General features: G+C 65.5%; 21 protein-coding genes. 11 read left to right on the forward strand and 10 right to left on the reverse strand.

The window, feature by feature from the left end:
* Positions 1 to 12: 12 nt before the first annotated feature.
* Positions 13 to 936, reverse strand: coding sequence for an alpha/beta hydrolase family protein (locus MST27_RS12415; RefSeq protein ID WP_243606250.1), 924 nt, complete (start codon positions 934 to 936; stop codon positions 13 to 15).
* A gap of 304 nt (positions 937 to 1,240) precedes the next feature.
* Between MST27_RS12415 and MST27_RS12420 the strand changes: the two genes are divergently transcribed.
* Positions 1,241 to 3,085, forward strand: a complete 1,845-nt coding sequence (locus MST27_RS12420) for an SLC13 family permease (protein WP_243606251.1) — start codon at positions 1,241 to 1,243, stop codon at positions 3,083 to 3,085.
* A gap of 133 nt (positions 3,086 to 3,218) precedes the next feature.
* Complete coding sequence (locus MST27_RS12425; RefSeq protein WP_243606252.1) at positions 3,219 to 5,798, forward strand: ATP-binding protein; 2,580 nt, start codon at positions 3,219 to 3,221, stop codon at positions 5,796 to 5,798.
* Positions 5,799 to 5,809: 11 nt separating this feature from the next.
* Here MST27_RS12425 and MST27_RS12430 read toward each other — a convergent pair whose 3' ends face one another.
* The 4 genes from MST27_RS12430 to MST27_RS12445 form a co-directional block, all read right to left on the reverse strand.
* Positions 5,810 to 6,820, reverse strand: a complete 1,011-nt coding sequence (locus tag MST27_RS12430; protein WP_243606253.1) for an alpha/beta fold hydrolase — start codon at positions 6,818 to 6,820, stop codon at positions 5,810 to 5,812.
* A gap of 165 nt (positions 6,821 to 6,985) precedes the next feature.
* On the reverse strand, positions 6,986 to 7,414 hold the full coding sequence (locus MST27_RS12435; RefSeq protein ID WP_243606254.1) for a 3-isopropylmalate dehydratase: 429 nt from the start codon (positions 7,412 to 7,414) through the stop codon (positions 6,986 to 6,988).
* Positions 7,415 to 7,497: 83 nt separating this feature from the next.
* Positions 7,498 to 7,710, reverse strand: a complete 213-nt coding sequence (locus MST27_RS12440; protein ID WP_243606255.1) for a hypothetical protein — start codon at positions 7,708 to 7,710, stop codon at positions 7,498 to 7,500.
* 54 nt (positions 7,711 to 7,764) lie between these two features.
* The gene (locus MST27_RS12445) at positions 7,765 to 7,914 is read right to left on the reverse strand and encodes a hypothetical protein (protein WP_243606256.1); all 150 of its coding nucleotides are present in this window, start codon (positions 7,912 to 7,914) and stop codon (positions 7,765 to 7,767) included.
* A 164-nt stretch (positions 7,915 to 8,078) separates the two neighbouring features.
* On the opposite strand from MST27_RS12445, the gene MST27_RS12450 reads away from it, so the two are divergent.
* Both MST27_RS12450 and MST27_RS12455 read left to right on the forward strand, forming a co-directional pair.
* Entirely contained in the window at positions 8,079 to 8,474 is a 396-nt protein-coding gene (locus tag MST27_RS12450; RefSeq protein ID WP_243606257.1) for a hypothetical protein, read from the forward strand.
* A 108-nt stretch (positions 8,475 to 8,582) separates the two neighbouring features.
* A complete protein-coding gene (locus MST27_RS12455) occupies positions 8,583 to 9,848 on the forward strand; it encodes a DUF445 domain-containing protein (RefSeq protein ID WP_243606258.1) in 1,266 nt (421 codons plus the stop codon).
* Between the two features lie 50 nt (positions 9,849 to 9,898).
* Here MST27_RS12455 and MST27_RS12460 read toward each other — a convergent pair whose 3' ends face one another.
* Both MST27_RS12460 and MST27_RS12465 read right to left on the reverse strand, forming a co-directional pair.
* Positions 9,899 to 10,342, reverse strand: a complete 444-nt coding sequence (locus tag MST27_RS12460; protein ID WP_243606259.1) for an HIT family protein — start codon at positions 10,340 to 10,342, stop codon at positions 9,899 to 9,901.
* A 101-nt stretch (positions 10,343 to 10,443) separates the two neighbouring features.
* Complete coding sequence (locus MST27_RS12465) at positions 10,444 to 10,881, reverse strand: DUF6306 domain-containing protein (RefSeq protein ID WP_243606260.1); 438 nt, start codon at positions 10,879 to 10,881, stop codon at positions 10,444 to 10,446.
* A gap of 296 nt (positions 10,882 to 11,177) precedes the next feature.
* Between MST27_RS12465 and MST27_RS12470 the strand changes: the two genes are divergently transcribed.
* From MST27_RS12470 to MST27_RS12485, 4 genes are all read left to right on the forward strand, one after another.
* Positions 11,178 to 11,882 carry a glutathione S-transferase N-terminal domain-containing protein gene (locus MST27_RS12470; protein WP_243606261.1) on the forward strand — a complete coding sequence of 235 codons (705 nt, stop codon included), beginning with the start codon at positions 11,178 to 11,180 and terminating at the stop codon, positions 11,880 to 11,882.
* Positions 11,883 to 11,910: 28 nt separating this feature from the next.
* Positions 11,911 to 12,192, forward strand: a complete 282-nt coding sequence (locus MST27_RS12475) for a hypothetical protein (protein WP_243606262.1) — start codon at positions 11,911 to 11,913, stop codon at positions 12,190 to 12,192.
* Positions 12,193 to 12,358: 166 nt separating this feature from the next.
* On the forward strand, positions 12,359 to 12,784 hold the full coding sequence (locus MST27_RS12480) for a VOC family protein (RefSeq protein ID WP_243606263.1): 426 nt from the start codon (positions 12,359 to 12,361) through the stop codon (positions 12,782 to 12,784).
* Positions 12,785 to 12,914: 130 nt separating this feature from the next.
* The gene (locus MST27_RS12485) at positions 12,915 to 14,078 is read left to right on the forward strand and encodes an acetyltransferase domain-containing protein (RefSeq protein WP_243606264.1); all 1,164 of its coding nucleotides are present in this window, start codon (positions 12,915 to 12,917) and stop codon (positions 14,076 to 14,078) included.
* Between the two features lie 113 nt (positions 14,079 to 14,191).
* Here the strand turns inward: MST27_RS12485 and MST27_RS12490 are convergent, their stop codons facing one another.
* From MST27_RS12490 to MST27_RS12500, 3 genes are all read right to left on the reverse strand, one after another.
* Positions 14,192 to 14,368 (reverse strand): hypothetical protein, encoded by a 177-nt coding sequence (locus tag MST27_RS12490; RefSeq protein WP_243606265.1) that lies wholly within the window; start codon positions 14,366 to 14,368, stop codon positions 14,192 to 14,194.
* Between the two features lie 69 nt (positions 14,369 to 14,437).
* The gene (locus MST27_RS12495; RefSeq protein ID WP_243606266.1) at positions 14,438 to 15,181 is read right to left on the reverse strand and encodes a Mut7-C RNAse domain-containing protein; all 744 of its coding nucleotides are present in this window, start codon (positions 15,179 to 15,181) and stop codon (positions 14,438 to 14,440) included.
* Between the two features lie 72 nt (positions 15,182 to 15,253).
* Entirely contained in the window at positions 15,254 to 16,036 is a 783-nt protein-coding gene (locus tag MST27_RS12500; protein ID WP_243606267.1) for a sulfite exporter TauE/SafE family protein, read from the reverse strand.
* Between the two features lie 198 nt (positions 16,037 to 16,234).
* Between MST27_RS12500 and MST27_RS12505 the strand changes: the two genes are divergently transcribed.
* The 3 genes from MST27_RS12505 (at position 16,235) to MST27_RS12515 (ending at position 18,830) form a co-directional block, all read left to right on the forward strand.
* A complete protein-coding gene (locus MST27_RS12505; protein WP_243606268.1) occupies positions 16,235 to 17,197 on the forward strand; it encodes a ribonuclease Z in 963 nt (320 codons plus the stop codon).
* Positions 17,198 to 17,276: 79 nt separating this feature from the next.
* On the forward strand, positions 17,277 to 17,849 hold the full coding sequence (locus tag MST27_RS12510) for a cytochrome b (protein WP_243606269.1): 573 nt from the start codon (positions 17,277 to 17,279) through the stop codon (positions 17,847 to 17,849).
* 330 nt (positions 17,850 to 18,179) lie between these two features.
* Positions 18,180 to 18,830: a DUF4198 domain-containing protein gene (locus tag MST27_RS12515; RefSeq protein WP_243606270.1), complete on the forward strand. Its 651-nt coding sequence runs from the start codon at positions 18,180 to 18,182 to the stop codon at positions 18,828 to 18,830.
* Positions 18,831 to 18,853 lie beyond the last annotated feature (23 nt).

Below are 18,853 nucleotides of genomic sequence, written 5' to 3' on the forward strand. Positions count from 1 at the left end.
GACCCACTCGGATCAGCGCAACAGTGACTGCTTGCCTCGGGATATTTCAGGCGCCAGCACATCGGTTGGCGTCCAGGGATTGATGCCCCCGCCGATCCACTCCAGCGTTGCCTGCCAGACGCTCTCGCGATAACGCTCGCGAAACAGGTCGAAGTGCCCCACCCGCGCCGCGCCCAACGCTTCCGGTGTCAGGCGGACATGCTCGCGGTGGCTGTTGCAGTAGTAGCGCAGGCCCCGCGTGATGGCCGGGGCGGTGCCGTATTCGTCATCGCTGAGGCTCAGCGCCAGGATCGGAGCGCGAATGGCGGCGAAACGTCGAAGCACCTCGTCTTTCTCGTGTGCCGGATAGCTCTGCTCCAGCGCTGCCCGTCGGAACGCCCATTCGCGCGCGACACCGGCCGGCAGATCTTCCAGCCAGCCCAGCCTTCGACCGGGGAAGTAGCCACACAGCGCCGTCATGGCCGGCATGAACAGATGCCAGCGGACGAACATGCGCCACCGATGGGCAGGTGCGTAGTCGCGCCAAAAGGCGTATTGCGCGCCGACACTGAGAAAGCGGTCCACTTCGGTCGCCGCGCTGGCGAAACCGGGCAAGAAGCCGCCGATGCTATGACCCACCGCGATCAGCGGTCCATCCGGATTGCGCTGGCGCATCCAGCGGACCACGGCATCGAAATCCAGATCGCCCCAGTCGCGCCAGCGAATATCGGCGCCGCGCAGAGAGGCCGGTCGCGAACCGCCAATGCCACGGTAATCGTAGGTCAGCACCTGATAGCCGTGATCGCCGAGAAAGCGTGCGTAATGTGCGTAATAGCGCGCCAACACCCCGGTTGCGCTGCTGACGATCACCGCGCCGCGCGGCTCGCCGAAGGGCTGCCAGAGCTGCGCCGATAGCGCGTAACCATCTCGACAGGTGATTGAAACGGACGTAGGCATGGCACACCAGGCAGCAACGATCGTTTCGCAACCATGCCTTCGAACTCGCCGATTGGCCAGTAGCAGCGCGCCATACCCTGGATCATCGCAGCCGAAATGGAGGTGAAGCGACAACTGGGACGGCGCGCCTGCCCTTGTTAAGCTCCACCGCCTTTCAACCGGCAGCGAGTGGCTTTTATCGATTACTCAACAGCAACCGGCAGCTTGTTGTTGTCGAACATTTCCCACCGTGGCGGTGACCGCCGCCATACATCCCCTGCCGTTCTATTCGAAAGCCGGGCTGCGACAAAATCGGAGTTTATCCATGCAAAGCGATCAGCTGATCGTATTCGCCGTGCTGGCCGTGACACTTGGTTTGTTCATCTGGAATCGTTGGCGCTACGACATCGTCGCGCTCGGTGCGCTCCTGGTGGCGACCCTGACCGGTATCGTGCCGGTCGAGGAGGCCTTCATGGGCCTGGGCCATCCGGCCGTGATCAGCGTCGCGGCGGTGCTGGTGCTCAGCCGCGGCCTGCTCAACGCCGGCGTGGTCGACGCCATGGCTCGGCACCTGACGCGCGTCGGCGAGCGCCCCTCGGTCCAGGTTTTGACGCTGACCGGTATCGTTGCGCTCTGTTCCGGCTTCATGAACAACGTCGGCGCGCTGGCGCTGTTCATGCCGGTCGCCGTGTGGATGGCGCACCAGAGCGGGCGGTCACCGTCGTTCCTGCTGATGCCGCTGGCGTTCGGCTCGCTGCTCGGCGGCACCCTGACGCTGATCGGCACGCCGCCAAACATCATCATTGCCGGTTACCGCCGCCAGGTCGCCGATGCCCCGTTCGGCATGTTCGACTTCTTGCCGGTGGGCCTGGCCATCACCCTGGGTGGAGTCCTGTTCATTGCCCTGCTTTGGCGCCTGACGCCGCGCCGTGAGAATGCCGCCGACGACGGGCAGCTGTTCGAGATCAATGCCTACCTGACCGAGTTGAAGCTGCCTGAGGGCAGCAAATTCATCGGTCGTACCCTGCACGAACTGATGACCGCCAGCGGCGAGGGCGACGTGCTGGTGACCGCACTGGTGCGCGACGGCCGAAAAGTCGGCATGCCATCGATGTACGAGGTGCTGCGCGACGGCGACATCCTGTTGGTCGAAACCGACTCGGACAGCCTCAAGGCATTCCTCGACAGCACCAAACTGGAGCTGGCCGCCGATGCTGACGGCAAGGAGGAAGCGCGTGAACTGGCACGCGAGCGCAAACACGCCGACAAGAATGGCGATGCGGACAAACCCGCCGACGCGGATGACGGCTCCAAGGAACGCGCCCTTGCCGAAGCCATCGTCACGCCACAGTCTTCCCTGGTCGGCACCACAGCGACAGGCATGGCGCTGCGCGAGCGGCATGGCGTGAACATCCTCGCCGTGGCGCGGCAAGGCCAGCGCCTGAACGAGCGACTCAGCCGGATCCGTTTCGCCGCAGGCGACATCCTGCTGGTACAGGCGCGCGAGGACCAGTTACAGGCGACATTGAACAATATCGGTTGCCTGCCTCTGGCCTCACGCGGGCTGCGCATCACGGCACCGCGACAGGTGATGCTGGCGAGCAGCCTGTTCGCCGCGTCACTGCTCCTGATCGCCCTCGGTGTCCTGCCGGCCGCGGTGGCCCTGGTGGCCGGCGCGTTGGCGATGGTGCTGGTCGGGCTGGTGCCGCCGGGCGAAATCTACAAGAGCATCGACATGTCGATCATCGTCCTGATCGCCGCCATGCTGCCGATCGGCGAAGCGCTCGAAAGCACCGGCGGCTCGCGGCTGATCGCCGACGGCCTGCTCGCGCTGGGGCAATCCGCACCGCCTGCCGCTACCGTGGCGATTCTCATGGGCGGGGTCATGCTGCTGTCGAACGTGGTGAACAATGCCGCCGCCGCGGTGCTGGCCGCGCCGGTGGCGATCAGCCTGTCACGCGGCATGGAGGCCTCCGCCGATCCGCTGCTGATGGCAGTCGCCATCGGTGCATCCTGTGCCTTCCTCACGCCCATCGGCCATCAATCCAACACGCTGGTCATGGCACCGGGCGGGTACCGTTTCGGTGACTACTGGCGCCTCGGGCTGCCCCTGTCGATCCTGGTCATTCTCGTCGCGGTCCCGGTGATCCTCTGGGTGTGGCCGCTCTAGCCGGTCATCTCCTGCCGTCTGGAACAGGAAACTGTTACAAGCCGGCAATGCCCTAGATATAGGGCGCGGTAGCGCGCGTCGCTGGCGCCCCGAATAACGAGCAGACTACCGCAAAGAAAAGGCCCGCAAAGCAGTGACCCTATCCGAAGCAGAACAGCTCAGGCGCCATACCCGCTCGCTGGAAGACGAGATTGCGCAGTTGCGTGCGCGGCTGGAACCCCTCCAGGCCGAAACGGCTCTGGGCTCGCCGGCATGCGATGCGCAATACCGCACGCTGCTTGGCGCCATCGACACCGGCTTCTGCGTCGTCCAGATGCGCTTCGATGACGAGGGGCGCGCGGTGGACTATTGCATCGTCGAGGGCAACGCCGCCTACGAACGCATGACCGGCCTCTCCGACTCGCAAGGCAAATGGGTCAGCGAGATCGCCCCCGATCTCGAACGGCACTGGTTCGACACCTATGGCCGCGTCGCCCTGACCGGTATCGGCGAGCGCTTCGAGAATGCCGCCTTGCCTTTCGGACGCTGGTATGACGTCCAGGCGCTGCGGATCGGCGATCCAGCCGAACACAGGGTCGCCATTCTGTTCAACGACATCTCGGATCGACGTCGCGCCGAGTTGGCGCTGGCCCAGAGCGAAGCCCATTGGCGTGGCCTGTTCGAGAACCTGGAGGAAGGCCTGGTGCTGGGCGAAGTGGTGCGCGACGAGCAAGGACGCGTGGTCGACCTGCGCTACCTGCACGTCAACGCGGCCTGGGGCGAGATCGTCGAGATCGACCCGGCGCTGGCCCGCCTGCGGACCTACCGGCAGCTGTTCGAAAGCGACCCGCACTGGATCGAGGAAACCGGGGCGGTCGTCGACACCGGCGTGCCGGCGATCTTCATTCGCGCGATCGGCAGCCGCGGTCGCTGGTACGAGGGTCGCACGCACCGCTTCGAGAACGACAAGTTCGCCACGCTGTTTCGCGAAATCACCGACAGCCATGCCGCCGAGGCCCGGCGTAACGGCCTACTGGAGCTGAGCGACCGCCTGCGCGACATGCAGGACATCGCCGAGATGGCCTACACCACCGCCGAAATCCTCGGCCGTACGTTGCAGGGCAGCCGTGCCGGCTATGGCGTGATCGATGCCGACCAGATGACGCTCATGGTGGATGGCGACTGGACCACGCCCGGCACCGTCAGCGTCGCGGGCAAGCACTACCTGCCCGATTCCGGTACCCATGTGCATGAGTTGATGCGCGGAGAGACGGTGAGCATCAGCGACACCCGGAGTGATCCGCGCACGCGGGACAGCCAGACCGCACTCGAGCGCTTCGGCGTTCGCGCGCTGATCAACGTACCGATCGTCGAGCAGGGCCGGACGGTGGCGATGATCTTCGTCAACGCGAGCGAACCCCGTATCTGGACCGAGGCCGAGGCGACCTTCGCTCGTGAAGTGGCCGAACGCACCCGGGGCGCCATCGAGCGCCGGCGTGCCGAACAGAACCTGCAGGCCCTCAATGCGCGGCTGGAAAGCCTGGTCACCGAGCGCACTGCGGAGCTGGCGCGCTCCGAACAGCAGTTGCGCCAATCGCAGAAGATGGAAGCGGTTGGCCAGCTCACCGGTGGCCTGGCGCATGACTTCAACAACCTGTTGTCAGGCATCAACGGCAGCCTCGAGCTGCTGCAGCTGCGCCTGCGTCAGGGGCGCTTCGACGGGCTGGACCGCTACATCGACGCCGCGCAGAGCTCGTCCCGACGCGCTGCTGCACTGACCCACCGGCTGCTCGCCTTCTCCCGCCGACAGACCCTCGACCCGCGTCCGACCGACATCAATCGGCTGATCATGGGCATGGAGGAGCTGGTTTCACGCACGGTCGGGCCAGCCATCGAATTGCAGATCCGCCCCGCCAGCGGGCTCTGGCTGACCATGGTCGACTCCAATCAGCTGGAAAACGCCCTGCTCAACCTGTGCATCAACGCACGTGACGCCATGCCCAATGGAGGGCAACTGGTGGTCGAGACGGGCAACCTGGACATGGACCGCGCCACTGCCCTGGCCCGCGACGTGCCGGCGGGCGACTATGTGTCGCTGAGCGTCTCGGACAACGGCAGCGGCATGACGCCAGGCGTCGTGGCCAAGGCGTTCGACCCCTTCTTCACCACCAAACCCATCGGCATGGGCACCGGGCTCGGTTTGTCGATGATCTACGGCTTCGCCCGTCAGACCGGTGGTCAGGTGGAAATCCAGTCCCGCGAGGGCGAAGGCACACGGGTGGTGCTCTTCCTGCCCCGCCACCTCGGCCCGGCAGAGCAGCCCGACACTCCGCAACCCCTGGGCGACGCCCCGCGCGCCAAGGCGGGCGAAACCGTGCTGGTGGTCGATGACGAGCCGACCATTCGCATGCTGGTCGTCGAAGTGCTGCATGACCTCGGTTACGCCGCCCTCGAAGCCGCCGACGGCCCGTCCGGGTTGAAGGTACTGCAGTCCGACGCGCGAGTCGACCTGCTGGTCAGCGACGTCGGCCTGCCGGGTGGCATGAATGGTCGGCAGATGGCGGACGCCGCCCGGGTCGCCCGCCCGGACCTGAAAGTCCTGTTTATCACCGGCTACGCCGACACCAGCATCCTTGGCGATGGTCATCTGGCCGAGAACATGCACGTGATGACCAAACCCTTCGTCATGGACGAGCTGGCCGTGCGCATCCAGGAGCTGATTCGTGGCGGATGAGCCGCCGCACGTCAACGGAGGTCGGCGAGCCCTTTGAGCAGCGCCTCGTGAAATACCGGCGGCGCCTCGACCTGCGGCGAATGACCGAGCTCGGGAAACGGCACCAGCGTCGCCTGGGGTATCCGTGCCGCCGCCTGCCGGCCTAGCGCCGGGTAGTCACCCAAGCGTTCGGCGACCGCCTCGGGCGCGCGGTTGGCGCCGGGCGCGGTGCGGTCCTTGCCACCGATCAGCAGCAGGGTGGGCATGCTCAGCCGCTCGAACTCGTGAACGACGGGTTGGGTAAAGACCATTTCCGAGGTTTGCGCCTGATTCCAGGCCACGATCTCCTTGCCCTCCCCTGCATACATACCGGCCAGCATGGTGACCCAGCGGTCGTACTCCGGTTTCCAGTCACCGTTGTAGTAGAACTTGCGCTGGTAGCCCTTGATCTTCTCGAAATCGGTCTTCAGCTCACCCTCGTAGAGCTGGTCGATGTCGGCGTAGGGCACGCCCTCGGCCTGCCAGTCTTCCAGGCCGATGGGATTGACCAGCACCAGCTGCTCGACGAGCTGCGGATAGTTGAGCGCCAGGCGCGACGCGAGCATGCCACCCATGGAGTGACCGATCACTGTGACCCGCTCCAGGTCCAGCGACTGCAACAAGGCCCGCGTGTTGTGCGCCAGCTGGGCGAAGCTGAACTGGTAACCGCGAGGCTTGACCGAACTGCAGAAGCCCACCTGATCCGGGGCGATCACCCGGTAACCGGCTTCGGACAGTACCCGGATGCTCTGTTCCCAGGTTGCCGCGCAGAAATTCTTGCCATGCAGCAGCACCAGTGTGCGGCCGTTCGCCTCTCCTTCGGGCTGTACATCCAGGTAGCCCATCGACAGCGCCTGCTGCTGGGAGGAGAACTCGAAGCGCTGGATCGGGAAGGGATACTCGAAACCTTCGAGCTGTGGGCCATACGCCGGGCGCTGCTCTGCCTGCAGCGGCAGGGCAACGGCAAGACCGGCGATCAACGACGAAACGAGGGCTCTGTTCACGCAGCGACTCCTGGTGGCAGTGATTGACGATGCATCGTGCTGCTGCCCGGAGCCGCCCAGCGGGCCGCGCAAGGCTCAAGCACAACGGTTTCGCCTATCTCGGAGCGCCGCTGCCGGGTAAGGTTCGGGGCACTTTGTATCGACGTGATTCGACCCCGCCGTGGCTCAGTCGGCCTCGACCGGCTGGATGTCGAACCCGATCGTGTTGTCGGCGCTGATGCGAAAGTGCAGCGTCTGCCCGGGCTCGATCCGGGCGGCCTTCTCCCGCAGCAGGTTGCCCATGCCGCAGAGGGTGTCGTCCTCGGGGTCGGATTCGATGCTGACGATGCGCATGCCCGCCGGGACCTGGAGATGCACCTGCTCGCCCACATGGATGCGCGCCGCGATCTTGCGGTCGATCATCACCGCCACGTAGCAGCCACCGCCGCGCAGGCCGAAATCGCGCGTCACTACCACTTCACCGCCATTTTCGACGGGAGTCTGGAAGCCGCGCAGGCGCTCTTGCGGTACGGGTTTGATGTCTTGCGGGTCGGCCTGCCAGGACGAGCAACCGGCCAGCGCCAGCAGGGACAGGAGGGCGAGTGTCAAGCGCATGCGGAGTCTCCGGGAGTAAGCGAAGCGGTCATCTTATGACAGGTTTCGCGTCCGTCCGTGCGCTGTCCGGCAACGGCATCGCGTCACAGCTGATGGTGGCTTCCTGGATAGGGGCGCGTCTCCTCCACGGCCCCGCTTCGATTGAGCACCTCCACGGTGGCCGTCCTGCCGGCCATGAAATGGTCGAGCTCGTTGAGCATCTCGTCCTTGGTCAGGGTGCGCAGCACCGTTTGCCCGGACTTGAGTTCGGTCAGTTCCCAGCCCATCGGGGTGGGATGCGCCTGAAAACTATCCATGCGGAACGACCTTGGCACGCCTGGAAGGCAGTCGGTGCCGGCACTGGGTATCGATCATGGTTCCTCCTGCCCGCGGCTTTCGGTCGGGCCGTCCAGTTCGCTGTCGTCGAAATCGGGATCTTCGCCAGGCTCCTTTTCCCCGCCATCGGTCATGGTGATGTCGGGCGGGTCTTGCTCCTCGTTTTCCTCGGGCTTGCTGTTCATCTCGACCTCGCTGAACGTTGCATGAACTCGATGAATAGGAGCCACCCGGTCGGGCGGACGTTCATCGTCCCGGATGGGCGGTGACAGCCGGCGGAACTTGCCATTGCAGCAACCCCTCTGCTCCACCACACTGCCGCCATTCCCACCTGCACCGGAGCTGAATCATGCCTGCCACCGAACACCTGACGCGCGAGACCATCCTCGCTCACCCGGATGCACTGGATTGCACCATCTACCGCGCCCATGAAACCGACCCGGACGGCGAGGAACGCGACATGGGCGATGCCCGCGTCATCATCGAGGGCCAGTTCGAGCCGCCCCAGGAATGGGACGCCAAAGCTCGCGCCGATTATTTCGACGGCATGCCGGAGGACGCCTTCTTCACCGCCGTCTTCGCCAGCGAAGCCGGTGCGGACTCGAAGGGCTACTTCACGGTCGAGGCGGACGACTACGCCGCGGTGACCGAGCCGGACGGGACCATCGCCATGTTCTATGTCTGCGAGCGACTGGACGATGGCCGCTACGTGCTGCTGCGCGAGGAAGATGACGGCGAGGATTGATCCGCCACCGCACACCGAACCCACGACCGCGCCGACGGGTCTGTTGCAGAGCAGGCCCGTCGTCTTTTCATGACTCAGCCACTCCTTCGCCAAGCCAAGAGGAATCGCATGAGCCCTCTGCAAACCCGCTGGCAATCCCCGGTTTCACGCATGAAGCGGGTCGCCGGCCTTCTTCTTGTACTCGCCGCCCTGCTCTACGTCGTCGCGACCGCCCTGGAACCGCGCCATGCCGCGTGGGGCTACCTGGCTTCCTTCGCCGAGGCGGCGATGGTGGGTGCGATCGCCGACTGGTTTGCCGTCACCGCGCTGTTTCGCCACCCGCTCGGCCTGCCGATCCCGCACACGGCGATCATCCCGCGCAGCAAGGCGCGCATCGGGCAGAACCTCTCCGCCTTCATCACCACGCATTTCCTCGCCACGCCGCTGGTGCTGGCCAAGCTCGAGGCGCTGGACATTGGCGGGCGTCTGGCCGGCTGGCTGCGCCATCCCGACAATGCCGCGGCAGTGGGCCGGCAGCTGACCGCCATCGCCCGCTTTGGCGTCGATTCGCTGCATGACGAGCGCGTGCAGGGTTTCGTCCAGGCCAAGCTGGCCGACCGCCTGCGCAAGATCGACCTCGCGCCCGTCTGCGGCCAGGTCCTCGAAATGCTGACCCGCCAGGGCAAGCACCAGGCGATGCTCGACGAGGCGCTGGTCAAGCTCGATGCGCTGCTGCGGGACGACGATACCCGCGCTCTGGTCGCCGACGCGATCACCGCCGAAGTGCGCACGCTGCGGTATCTGGGGCTGGGCAAGGCGGTGGGAGGCTGGTCGGCGAACAAGTTCGTCGATGGCGTATCGGCGGTCATCGCCGAGGTGGCGAACGATCCGGAGCATCCACTGCGCGAGCGCTTCGACGAGCATGTGGCGCAGTACATCGAGCGGCTCAAGCACGACCCGGCCTATCGGCTGGAAGTCGAGCGAATCGTCGCCCAGCTACTGGAGCATCCCGCCACCACCGACTACCTCAGGACGCTCTGGCAGGAACTGACCGAATGGCTCGAAGCCGATCTGGACAGCCCGGACTCGCGCATCGGGCGTCGCATCGAACGTCTAACCCAGGGGCTCGGCGACTCACTGGCGGCCGATACCGCCATGCGTGCCTGGATCAACGAGCGGCTGATGGATGCGGCACCCGGCCTGCTGGAGCGCTATCGCGGACAGATCGGCAAGTACATCGCCCAGCGCGTGGAGAACTGGGAAAGCCGCGAGCTGGTCGAGCAGATGGAACAGAGCGTCGGCAAGGACCTGCAATACATCCGCATCAACGGCACCCTCGTCGGCGGCCTGGTCGGCCTGATCCTGCACGCGCTGACACAACTGGCGATCGGCTAGGCGCTGCGCAGGCGCAGGCGCAACGGATCGCTGTTGCGTGCGCGCAGCCGTCAGGCTTGCCCGGCGAGACGCTGCAACAGACGCGCCTGCAACTGCTCCAGCGCCTGCGGATCGGCCTTGCCGGCGGCATGCACGCCCAGCCCCTCGCCGGAATAGCGCGGCACGATATGGACGTGGATGTGAAACACCGTCTGCCCCGCCGGCGCGCCGTTGAACTGCGCCACCTGCACGCCATCGGGCTGCAGCTCGTCGACGATGACACGCGTCAGCCGCTGCACCACTGCCATCACCTTGCACAGGGCTTCGGTGTCCACGTCGAGGATGTTGCAGGCCGCCGAGCGCTTCGGGATGACCAGCGCATGGCCGTAGGACTGGGGAAACAGATCGAGGAAGGCCAGGACGTCCTCATCCTCGTACAGCTTGTAGCACGGAGCATCGCCGCGAATGATCTGGGCGAAGATGTTTTGCGGATCGTAGGGCGTGGTCAGGGACACCGGGGACTCTCCAGGGCAGGCGGAAAGCCCCGACCATAGCGGGAACGGTCGTCCACGCCAAGCGGGTGCCGGCGGCCGGCGGCCGGCGGCCAGCCATGCGATCAGCGCAAGGCGTCGGCCTGCGCGGCGTAGTCGTCGCTGTTGACCTCGTGCGTGCGCAGTACCGCTTGGAGCTCGTCACGGATCTGGGGATGAGTGACCTGTTCCAGCAACGCCTCGAGCCGGCGGATGACCCATTTCTGCCCGCGGTCGACCAGCGCCAGCCGCTCGCCCAGATCCGCAATGGCCATGCATTTCTCGTAGAAGGCGCCCCGCTCGTGGCCTGGCTCTGCGCCCAGCAGTCGCAGGCATTCGCGCAGGCGGCGGCAACTGTCCGCCTCGCCGCGATGCACCTGCGTCAATACGCTGCGCTGCACCTCGCTCGTGGCGTCGTCGAGGCTGACGCTGGCGACCTGCGCGCCGGCGCGTTCGGCACTGAGCAATTCGTCCAGCGCCTCGACCAGCTGCTGCCGCTCGATACCCAAGGCCTCTGCCGTCATGTGCTCTCTCCTCTGCCGTTCGCGCCGTTGGCGCCCTGCTGGGCATGCTAGTGGCGCGGCGCAAGGTTGTGGAAATGAAAGTTAATGCGCTCCAGATGCAATCTTTTTGCTTTAACCCAATGCTGCGAGTGGCCGCTCGTTGGAGACCTGAAACCCAGCCGCTCCGACAACGCTGGCAACGACCGCCAGGGTAGACTCGGGCTGCGCGCACGCCGCCGGATACAGGCGCAACATCAGCGTCCCGGTGTGGTCGGAGGCAGATGCGCGTCATCAAGACCTCATCGGAGAGCCATCCAATGCATGATCTGTCTCGCTTCGCCATCACCCAGAAATGGCCCGCCAGCTACCCGGATCGCCTGCAGCTCTACTCGCTGCCCACGCCGAATGGCGTGAAGGTCTCGATCATGCTGGAAGAGATCGGTCTGCCCTACGAGCCGCACCTGGTCAGCTTCGAGAGCAATGACCAGCTCTCCGAGGAGTTTCTTTCGCTGAACCCGAACAACAAGATCCCGGCGATTCTCGATCCCGACGGCCCGGGTGGCGAGCCGCTGGCGTTGTTCGAGTCCGGCGCGATCCTGCTCTATCTGGCGGAAAAGACCGGCCAGCTCATCCCCGAGGACACGGCGGCCCGCTACGAGACGATCCAGTGGCTGATGTTCCAGATGGGCGGCATCGGGCCAATGTTCGGCCAGCTCGGCTTCTTCCATAAGTTCGCCGGCAAGGACTACGAGGACAAACGTCCGCGCGACCGCTACCTCGCCGAAACCCAGCGCCTGCTTGGCGTACTTGAAAAGCGCCTGGAAGGCCGCGACTGGCTCATGGGTGGGCGCTACAGCATCGCCGACATTGCCACCTTCCCCTGGGTGCGCAATCTGGTGGGCTTCTACGAAGCGCGCGAACTGGTGGAGTTCGAACGCTTCGTCAACGTGCAACGGGTGCTCGACGCCTTCGTCGCGCGTCCGGCTGTGACCAAGGGGCTGAACATCCCGCCGCGCGGCTGAGCCTGCGGCGCCCTGTGCGAGACTGACGATGCCCTGCCTGACCACCCTGGAATTTCCCGACGTCGACCAGCGGCGTTACGAAGCGCTGGGTGCGCGGCTCGCCTCGAGCGGCCCGCCGCCGGGTGTGATCTTTCATGCCTGCGCGGCGATCCCTGGCGGTTGGCGCATCGTCGAGCTCTGGGAAAGCCAGGCGGCCTTCGATACGTTCGTCGAGAACCGGCTGCTACCCGCCGCACGCGCCCTGGCGTGGCCGGAACCTTCACGTCGAGAATGCGTACCGACCCATCACGCCGGCCTGGTCGGACGGTGACGCCGCCGCGTCAAGAACACCCCCGATTGTCGATTCCCGCTCCCGCCAAACGACCATGATCGGAAGCCGTTGTCCGCCGCCCTCGGCGCGCGAACAGAACCCAGGCTATACCGACAGTGCACGAGCTACGTGCCAAGACCCCATGTTCAACCCGACAGGAGCGCCCATGAAAATCACCCCCTATCTCACCTTCGACGGCCAGGCACGCGACGCTTTCACCCTCTACCAGCAGGTGCTGGGCGGAAACCTGGAGATGATGACCTTCGCACAGGCCCCCGAGCCGGAGCATTTTCCGGCCGAGCACCGCGAGCGGATCATGCACGTCTGCCTGACCCTCGGTGACTTTCGATTGATGGCCTCCGACACCATGCCGGGCGATCCGGCCTGTGGCGGCGCGCCGTACGAAGGCATCAAAGGCTGCTCCATCTCGCTGCACCCAGAAACCATCACCGAGTGCGAACGGGTGTTCGATGGGCTCGCGGAGGGTGGCCAGGTGATCATGCCGCTGGAGAAAACCTTCTGGGCCGAACGCTTCGGCATGTTCGTCGACCGCTTCGGCGTGTCCTGGATGGTCAACTGCGAGCCCGCCTAGACGCGGAACGGAGCCGGACTGGCGCGCGGCCGGCCATGGCTTGGTCGCCGCCCGCTTTTGTTATAACGTATCGCGCCACACATCGCGCGACCGTTTCGCGCACGCCCTGCAAGCTCGCTTCGAGTAATTCATGCCCGCCCCATCCGCTACGCCACCCCCCACGATGCGTCTGCAATCGATCGACGCGCTTCGCGGGCTGGTCATCCTGTTCATGCTGCTCGACCACGTCCGCGAGACCTTCCTGCTGCATCTGCAGGTGCCTGATCCGATGGATGTCAGCGTCACCGAACCGGCATTGTTCTTCAGCCGTACCCTGGCGCACCTGTGCGCGCCGGTGTTCATTTTCCTCACCGGTCTCTCGGCGTTCCTGTACGGCGAAAAGCACGACGGCCGCAGCGCCGTCTCGAGCTTTCTGCTCAAGCGCGGCCTGTTTCTCATCGTGCTGGAGTTCACCCTGGTCAATTTCGCCTGGACCTTCCAGTTCCCGCCCAGCGTGATTTATCTCCAGGTGATCTGGGCCATCGGCTTGAGCATGCTGGCACTGGCTGCGCTGCTCTGGTTACCCCGCGGGCTGCTCGCCACGCTGGGCCTGGTCATCGTCGCGGGGCACAACCTGCTCGACCCGCTGCAGTTCACCGAAGGCTCGGCGCTGCATGTGCCCTGGGCAATACTGCATGACCGCGGCTGGATCGAGCTCTCCGACGGCCTGCGCCTGCGCACCTCGTACCCGCTGCTGCCCTGGATCGGCGTCATCGCACTGGGCTATGCGGCGGGCCCCTGGTTCGCCCGTGGCGCGGATTCGGTGCCACGGCAGCGACACCTGCTCAACGCCGGGCTGGTTGCGTTGTTGTGCTTCGCCGCGCTGCGGTTGATCAACGGCTACGGCGAGCAGACCTGGAGCAGCGGTGAGGATGGGCTGCGCACGCTGATGAGTCTACTCAACGTCACCAAGTATCCACCCTCCCTGCTGTTTCTCTGCCTTACCCTCGGCTGCGGGCTGCTACTGTTGCGCGCCTTCGAGCGCCACCAGACGCAGCGCTGGCTGAAGCCACTGACCGTCTTCGGCGCGGCCCCCATGTTCTTCTACCTGCTGCACCTGTACGTGCTCAAGTTGCTCTACCTGGCGGCCGTGGCGATCTGGGGCCTGAATCAGGGCAGCCATTTCGGCTTCGATGCGGTCTGGCCGCTCTGGGTCTGGACGCTGGTGCTTGCCGTGGCGTTGTTCCCAGCCGTGCGCTGGTTCGCGGACCTGAAGGCACGGCGGCGCGATATCGAGTGGCTCAAATACCTCTGATCCCGTTCGCCTCCGCGGTCGACCGTCCCAAGGTCGGCCGCGTGGGATCGTGCGAGCCGTGTCGGCGTTGATCAACGGCTCGACGGCGCGTCACGCCGCTGGCCCGGACCGGCTCAGCGCGCCCGGCCACCTGCACCCAGGGCGACAAGGAAGAGGCCCGGCAGGACGAAGCCGGGCGCCATCCAGACGAAGGTCTCCGCGTCGGTGCTCAGGCCGATGCCAACGCAGGCCAGGCCCGTGGCGAGCATCGGAACGGCGGTGATCAGGTAGGGGGATCTGCGCGAGCGCATGCATGGGGCTCCGGGCGGGACAGGTCGATATAGGCAAGACCCTGCGAGGACGCCGATGGTTCGCCGCGCTCAGCTGCGGCTCGTCAGGGTTTCGAGCAGAGCGCGCATATCCTGCCAATGCGAGCCCTCCCAGAACAGCTTGTCGCACCCGTCGCAGCTGAGGATGCGCTCATGGCGCTGCCGGACCCTATCCGGCAGCCGGTGCAGCACGTCCTGTTTGCGTACCGCCTTCAACGGTCGGTTGCAGCCCATGCACAGGCTGAAGGGTTGTGCATGACCAGCCAGATCCAGCCGCGCGTAGAGTTCACGCAGTTGTTCGACGGGCTTGAGCGCGTGCACGTAGCAACCATGCGACACCACCCGATGCATCAACAGGGCGCGATCACGCGTCAGCAGGATGCGCCGCTCGCGGTTGGCGAGTTCAGCCATTGGCCGGTCTTCGTAGGCATTGTCATAGAGCGTGTCGAAACCGGCCATGCGCAGCAGCCTGGCCAATCCGCCGAGGTGGGCATCAGCGACAAAGCGCAGCGGGCCCGGCGGGAGTGGGTCGATAGTGGTAAGCCCCGAGATGTCCAGCTGTTCGAACTTCGGATAGACGGCCACGCGGTCGCCGTGGTCGACAGGCCAGTCCAGCCCGGCCGGCTGGCCGTTGACCAGCACCAGCGCCACCTCCGTGTGCGGCACGCCGAGCGCCTCGATCATGTGTTTGGTCGTTGCGGCTCGGGCGCAATGGCAACTGAAAGCCAGCCCGCGGCGGTCCAGCGGGAGGAAGTCGTTCAACCTGGCATAGAAGCGAAAGGTGGCGTAGGTCATGCGGCCCCGGCAACGCCGCCGCATGCCTTGCAGTCCCGGTGCGGCGGGTCACGCTCTCCTGATGGCTGTCGTTCAGATCAACTTATAGCCGATCGTGGCGAGCATGACCGCCAGGCAGGGCCGCAGCACGGCATCCGGGACGCGACCCGAGAGGTTGCTGCCCAGGTAGATGCCCGGCAGCGAACCGATCAGCAGGTAGGTCAGGATGGTCCAGTCCATGTTGCCCATGCTGGCGTGCCCGAGGCCCGCCACCAGAGTCAGCGGCACGGCGTGGGCGATCTCGGTGCCCACCAGGCGGCGCGTGGCGAGCAGCGGGTAGAGAAAGAACAGCGCCACGGTGCCCAGTGCGCCGGCGCCGATGGAGGTCAGGGTCACCACCGCCCCGAGAATGACACCGACGCCTACCGTCAGCCCGTCCAGGCCGCGTGGGGACAGCCGCGGCGTCGGCCCGGAGAGCCTCGCCGCCAGGGCCAGCAAGCGCTTCTTGAACAGCACGGCCGCCGCCGTCAGCACCAGTACCACGCCGAGTGACTGCTTGATGAGGGTATTCAGCGTTTCCTGGTCCGAATGCAGACCCTTGAGCAGCCAGAGCGTCAGCGCCGCCGCCGGCACGCTGCCCAGGGCCAGCCAACCGGTGATCGACCAGTCGATGTTGCGGTTCTTCTGGTGCACCCAGACGCCACCCGCCTTGGTGATCGCCGCGTAGAGCAGGTCCGTTCCGACTGCCGCGGCCGGATTGACGCCGAACCAGAGCAGAATCGGCGTCATCAGCGAGCCACCGCCCACCCCCGTCATACCGACGATGAACCCCACCAGCAGGCCCGCCACCACAAAGCCCAGCACACCCAATTCCATCACGCGCTTCCACTTGAACGCCCGTACGGGCCAGATCGAGGCGTGCAGCATAACGGCGCGGACTAGCAATCCTTAATATAAGTTCGTGCTTTCTTAGTATCTAAAAGATATATGTACGCGCATTGTCGTGCAGTCCGGTTGCGGTGTGAGCGCCAAGGCAGGACCATGCCAGACCTCGATCGAACCCAGGAGCGGCGCGTGGATCTGCTTTTTCTCGGCACTTCGTCCGGCACCCCCACCCGGGCCCGTAATGTCAGCGGCATCGCCCTGGTCGAGGGCAGCGGCAAGGGCTGGTATCTCATCGACTGCGGCGAAGCGACCCAGCACCAGCTGCTGCGCACGCCGCTGACGCTGCATGGCTTGCGCGCGATCTGCATCACGCACGTACACGGGGACCACTGCTACGGCCTGCCCGGTCTGCTCGCCAGTGCTGGCATGGCCCGGCGCCAGGAACCGCTGGACATCATCGCGCCTGCCGCCATCGAAGGTTGGGTGCGCACGACCTTGCAGATGAGCCAGAGCGGCCTGCCCTATGAGCTGCGCTTCCATGCCACCGAGCAGTTCCAGCAATGGCGCAACGCACAGGTGATCGTCACCGCCACCGCCCTGTCACACCGTGTCCCGAGCTGGGGCTTCGCCTTTACCGAGGCACGGCCCGACCCGCGCCTGGACATAGCGCGGCTGGAGCGTGACGGCATCCCACGGGGACCGATCTGGGGCCAGCTGGCCCGCGGCAACGACGTCGACCTCGAAGGTCGAGCGCTGCGCAGCGACCACTACCTGCTGCCCACCCGACCACCTCGCCGCCTGGTGATCGGCGGCGACAATGACCGCCCCGAGCTGCTGCGCGAGGCCTGTCACGGCGCCCAGGTGCTGGTCCACGAGGCCACCTACACCCAGGCCGTCGCACAAGCCGGCAAGACCGAGTTCGGTCACAGCACGGCAGCCCAGGTCGCCGAATTCGCGCAGTCGGTCGGGCTGCCGAACCTGGTTCTGACTCATTTCAGCCCGCGCTACCAGAACCAGCCGGGCCGCGGACTCTCGATCGAGGACATACGAGCCGAGGCCGCCCACTGCTTCTCCGGCACCCTGGTCCTCGCCGAAGACCTGCTGCGGCTGCACCTGGACACGCAGGGCACCCTGCACGCGCCAGAACGGTAGCGACAGCATGGCTCCGGCGTTGAAGGGCCCGTGCTAGAGCGGATACGCTCTCCAAAACCCTAACCAGAGGCACCCCCTGATGAGCGCCAACCAAACCCAACTGCACGACAGCCCGGCCCGCTACGGCACGCTCAGCCGATTCTTTCACTGGAGCATGGCTGCCATTCTCGCCTGGCAGTTCGCGACCGCACTGGCCCACCTGCAGCTCGAAGACACGGCAATCGAAGGGTTTCTCTGGGGCACCCACAAGGTCGTCGGCCTGTTGCTGATCATACTCATCGTTTTGCGTGGGCTCTGGTCGCTGCACAACCGAGGCCATCGCCCGGCCTCGCTCAGCCTCATGGCCAAGCTGGGTCACCTCGCCCTGTACACGCTGATGCTCGTCGTGCCGGCGATCGGCCTGTTGCGTCAGTATGGCTCCGGGCGCGCGTTCGAGCCGTTCGGCCTTCCGCTGATGCCCGGGTTCGAAGGCGGCTCGATCGGCTGGATGACCGCACCCGGCGTGCTGCACAGCTGGCTGGGGTGGCTCCTGCTGGTGCTGATCGTCGGCCACATCGCCATGGTCTACGTTCATCGTCGCCGTCCACGCGACGAGGACGTCCTGGCCCGCATGCTGGGCAACCGTCAGCCGTCTTCGGCAGGATCGAGGTAGGCACCGCGCGGGAATTGCGAGACGGGCCTCAGTCTGGCGGAAATCGCAACGGTCGCCCGTTTTCCGCCCTGGAAACATGAGCATTCAAAATACCGCCACATTCGAGATACGTTCTCGTTTACAAGCCATTCTCAAAAACCTAGGCTTCCCGTTGTTGTCCGGACCGGGAGGCCTACGCCCTCAGCGGTAGCTGTGTCGTGATCGGCGGCCCGCCCTGCTGCGGATGATCGGCTTCCTTCGGTTTCGCCTGCATCGATGTTCACCGTGCGCTGGCGGAACGTCCAAGCGCACCCCTAGCCCCCGCCTCATCAAACAAGGAACGAACGACCCATGCTCAAGCCCCTTGCCTGTGCCCTGCTTCTCGGCGCGATCGCACTGCCCGCCACTGCCCATGAACTCTGGCTCGAACGCGACGGTAAAGGCCCCGTCAAGCTCTATCTGGGCGAGCCCGACCAGGACGTGCTGGAGCGCGGCGAGACCATCGCGGCACTCGCGCCGACAACCAGACTGCTTGGCGCCGAGACCGCAAACACGGCGGCCCTCGACGTGCGCGAGGACCATCTGGAAGTCAGCGTCGAAGGGGACGGTGACGTACGTGCCACCAATGACCAGGTGTGGGAACCCTGGAAGAACGACCAGGGCGAAGTGACTGCGGCCCTGATGCATGCTCGTCATGGCCGGACCGAAACCCAGCCAGGCATGGACTTCGAACTGGTCCCGGTGAAAGCAGGCGCCGACCGCTTCACCCTGCTGTTCAAGGGCGAGCCGGTACCGCAGAACGACGTCATGCTGATCACCCCGGACAACCAAGCCCGGAAACTGCAGACCGATGCCAGCGGCCAGGTCAGGGTGCCGGTCGAGGGCGCCGGCCGTTATATCGTCGCGAGCGGTCACGAAGCGCCGGCCAACGGGCAAAAGGTCGCTGGCAAAGCCGTCGACAAGCTGTACTACGGCACCACCACCAGCTTCAACGTCGACTAAGCGGTCGCGAAAAGGTCGCCCTT

Source organism: Stutzerimonas marianensis (genome assembly GCF_022810315.1).
Classification (GTDB): Bacteria; Pseudomonadota; Gammaproteobacteria; order Pseudomonadales; family Pseudomonadaceae; genus Stutzerimonas; species Stutzerimonas marianensis.

Excerpts from the sequence above, each read along its gene's own strand:
- MST27_RS12475 (WP_243606262.1), top strand. The coding sequence starts at position 11,911 with ATGCCCTGCCTGACCACCCTGGAATTTCCCGACGTCGACCAGCGGCGT.
- MST27_RS12455 (WP_243606258.1), top strand. The coding sequence starts at position 8,583 with ATGAGCCCTCTGCAAACCCGCTGGCAATCCCCGGTTTCACGCATGAAG.
- MST27_RS12480 (WP_243606263.1), top strand. The coding sequence starts at position 12,359 with ATGAAAATCACCCCCTATCTCACCTTCGACGGCCAGGCACGCGACGCT.
- MST27_RS12510 (WP_243606269.1), top strand. The coding sequence starts at position 17,277 with ATGAGCGCCAACCAAACCCAACTGCACGACAGCCCGGCCCGCTACGGC.
- MST27_RS12435 (WP_243606254.1), bottom strand. The coding sequence starts at position 7,414 with ATGCGCTTGACACTCGCCCTCCTGTCCCTGCTGGCGCTGGCCGGTTGC.
- MST27_RS12465 (WP_243606260.1), bottom strand. The coding sequence starts at position 10,881 with ATGACGGCAGAGGCCTTGGGTATCGAGCGGCAGCAGCTGGTCGAGGCG.
- MST27_RS12470 (WP_243606261.1), top strand. The coding sequence starts at position 11,178 with ATGCATGATCTGTCTCGCTTCGCCATCACCCAGAAATGGCCCGCCAGC.
- MST27_RS12485 (WP_243606264.1), top strand. The coding sequence starts at position 12,915 with ATGCCCGCCCCATCCGCTACGCCACCCCCCACGATGCGTCTGCAATCG.
- MST27_RS12440 (WP_243606255.1), bottom strand. The coding sequence starts at position 7,710 with ATGGATAGTTTTCAGGCGCATCCCACCCCGATGGGCTGGGAACTGACC.
- MST27_RS12445 (WP_243606256.1), bottom strand. The coding sequence starts at position 7,914 with ATGAACAGCAAGCCCGAGGAAAACGAGGAGCAAGACCCGCCCGACATC.
- MST27_RS12415 (WP_243606250.1), bottom strand. The coding sequence starts at position 936 with ATGCCTACGTCCGTTTCAATCACCTGTCGAGATGGTTACGCGCTATCG.
- MST27_RS12500 (WP_243606267.1), bottom strand. The coding sequence starts at position 16,036 with ATGGAATTGGGTGTGCTGGGCTTTGTGGTGGCGGGCCTGCTGGTGGGG.
- MST27_RS12515 (WP_243606270.1), top strand. The coding sequence starts at position 18,180 with ATGCTCAAGCCCCTTGCCTGTGCCCTGCTTCTCGGCGCGATCGCACTG.
- MST27_RS12490 (WP_243606265.1), bottom strand. The coding sequence starts at position 14,368 with ATGCGCTCGCGCAGATCCCCCTACCTGATCACCGCCGTTCCGATGCTC.
- MST27_RS12450 (WP_243606257.1), top strand. The coding sequence starts at position 8,079 with ATGCCTGCCACCGAACACCTGACGCGCGAGACCATCCTCGCTCACCCG.
- MST27_RS12420 (WP_243606251.1), top strand. The coding sequence starts at position 1,241 with ATGCAAAGCGATCAGCTGATCGTATTCGCCGTGCTGGCCGTGACACTT.
- MST27_RS12495 (WP_243606266.1), bottom strand. The coding sequence starts at position 15,181 with ATGACCTACGCCACCTTTCGCTTCTATGCCAGGTTGAACGACTTCCTC.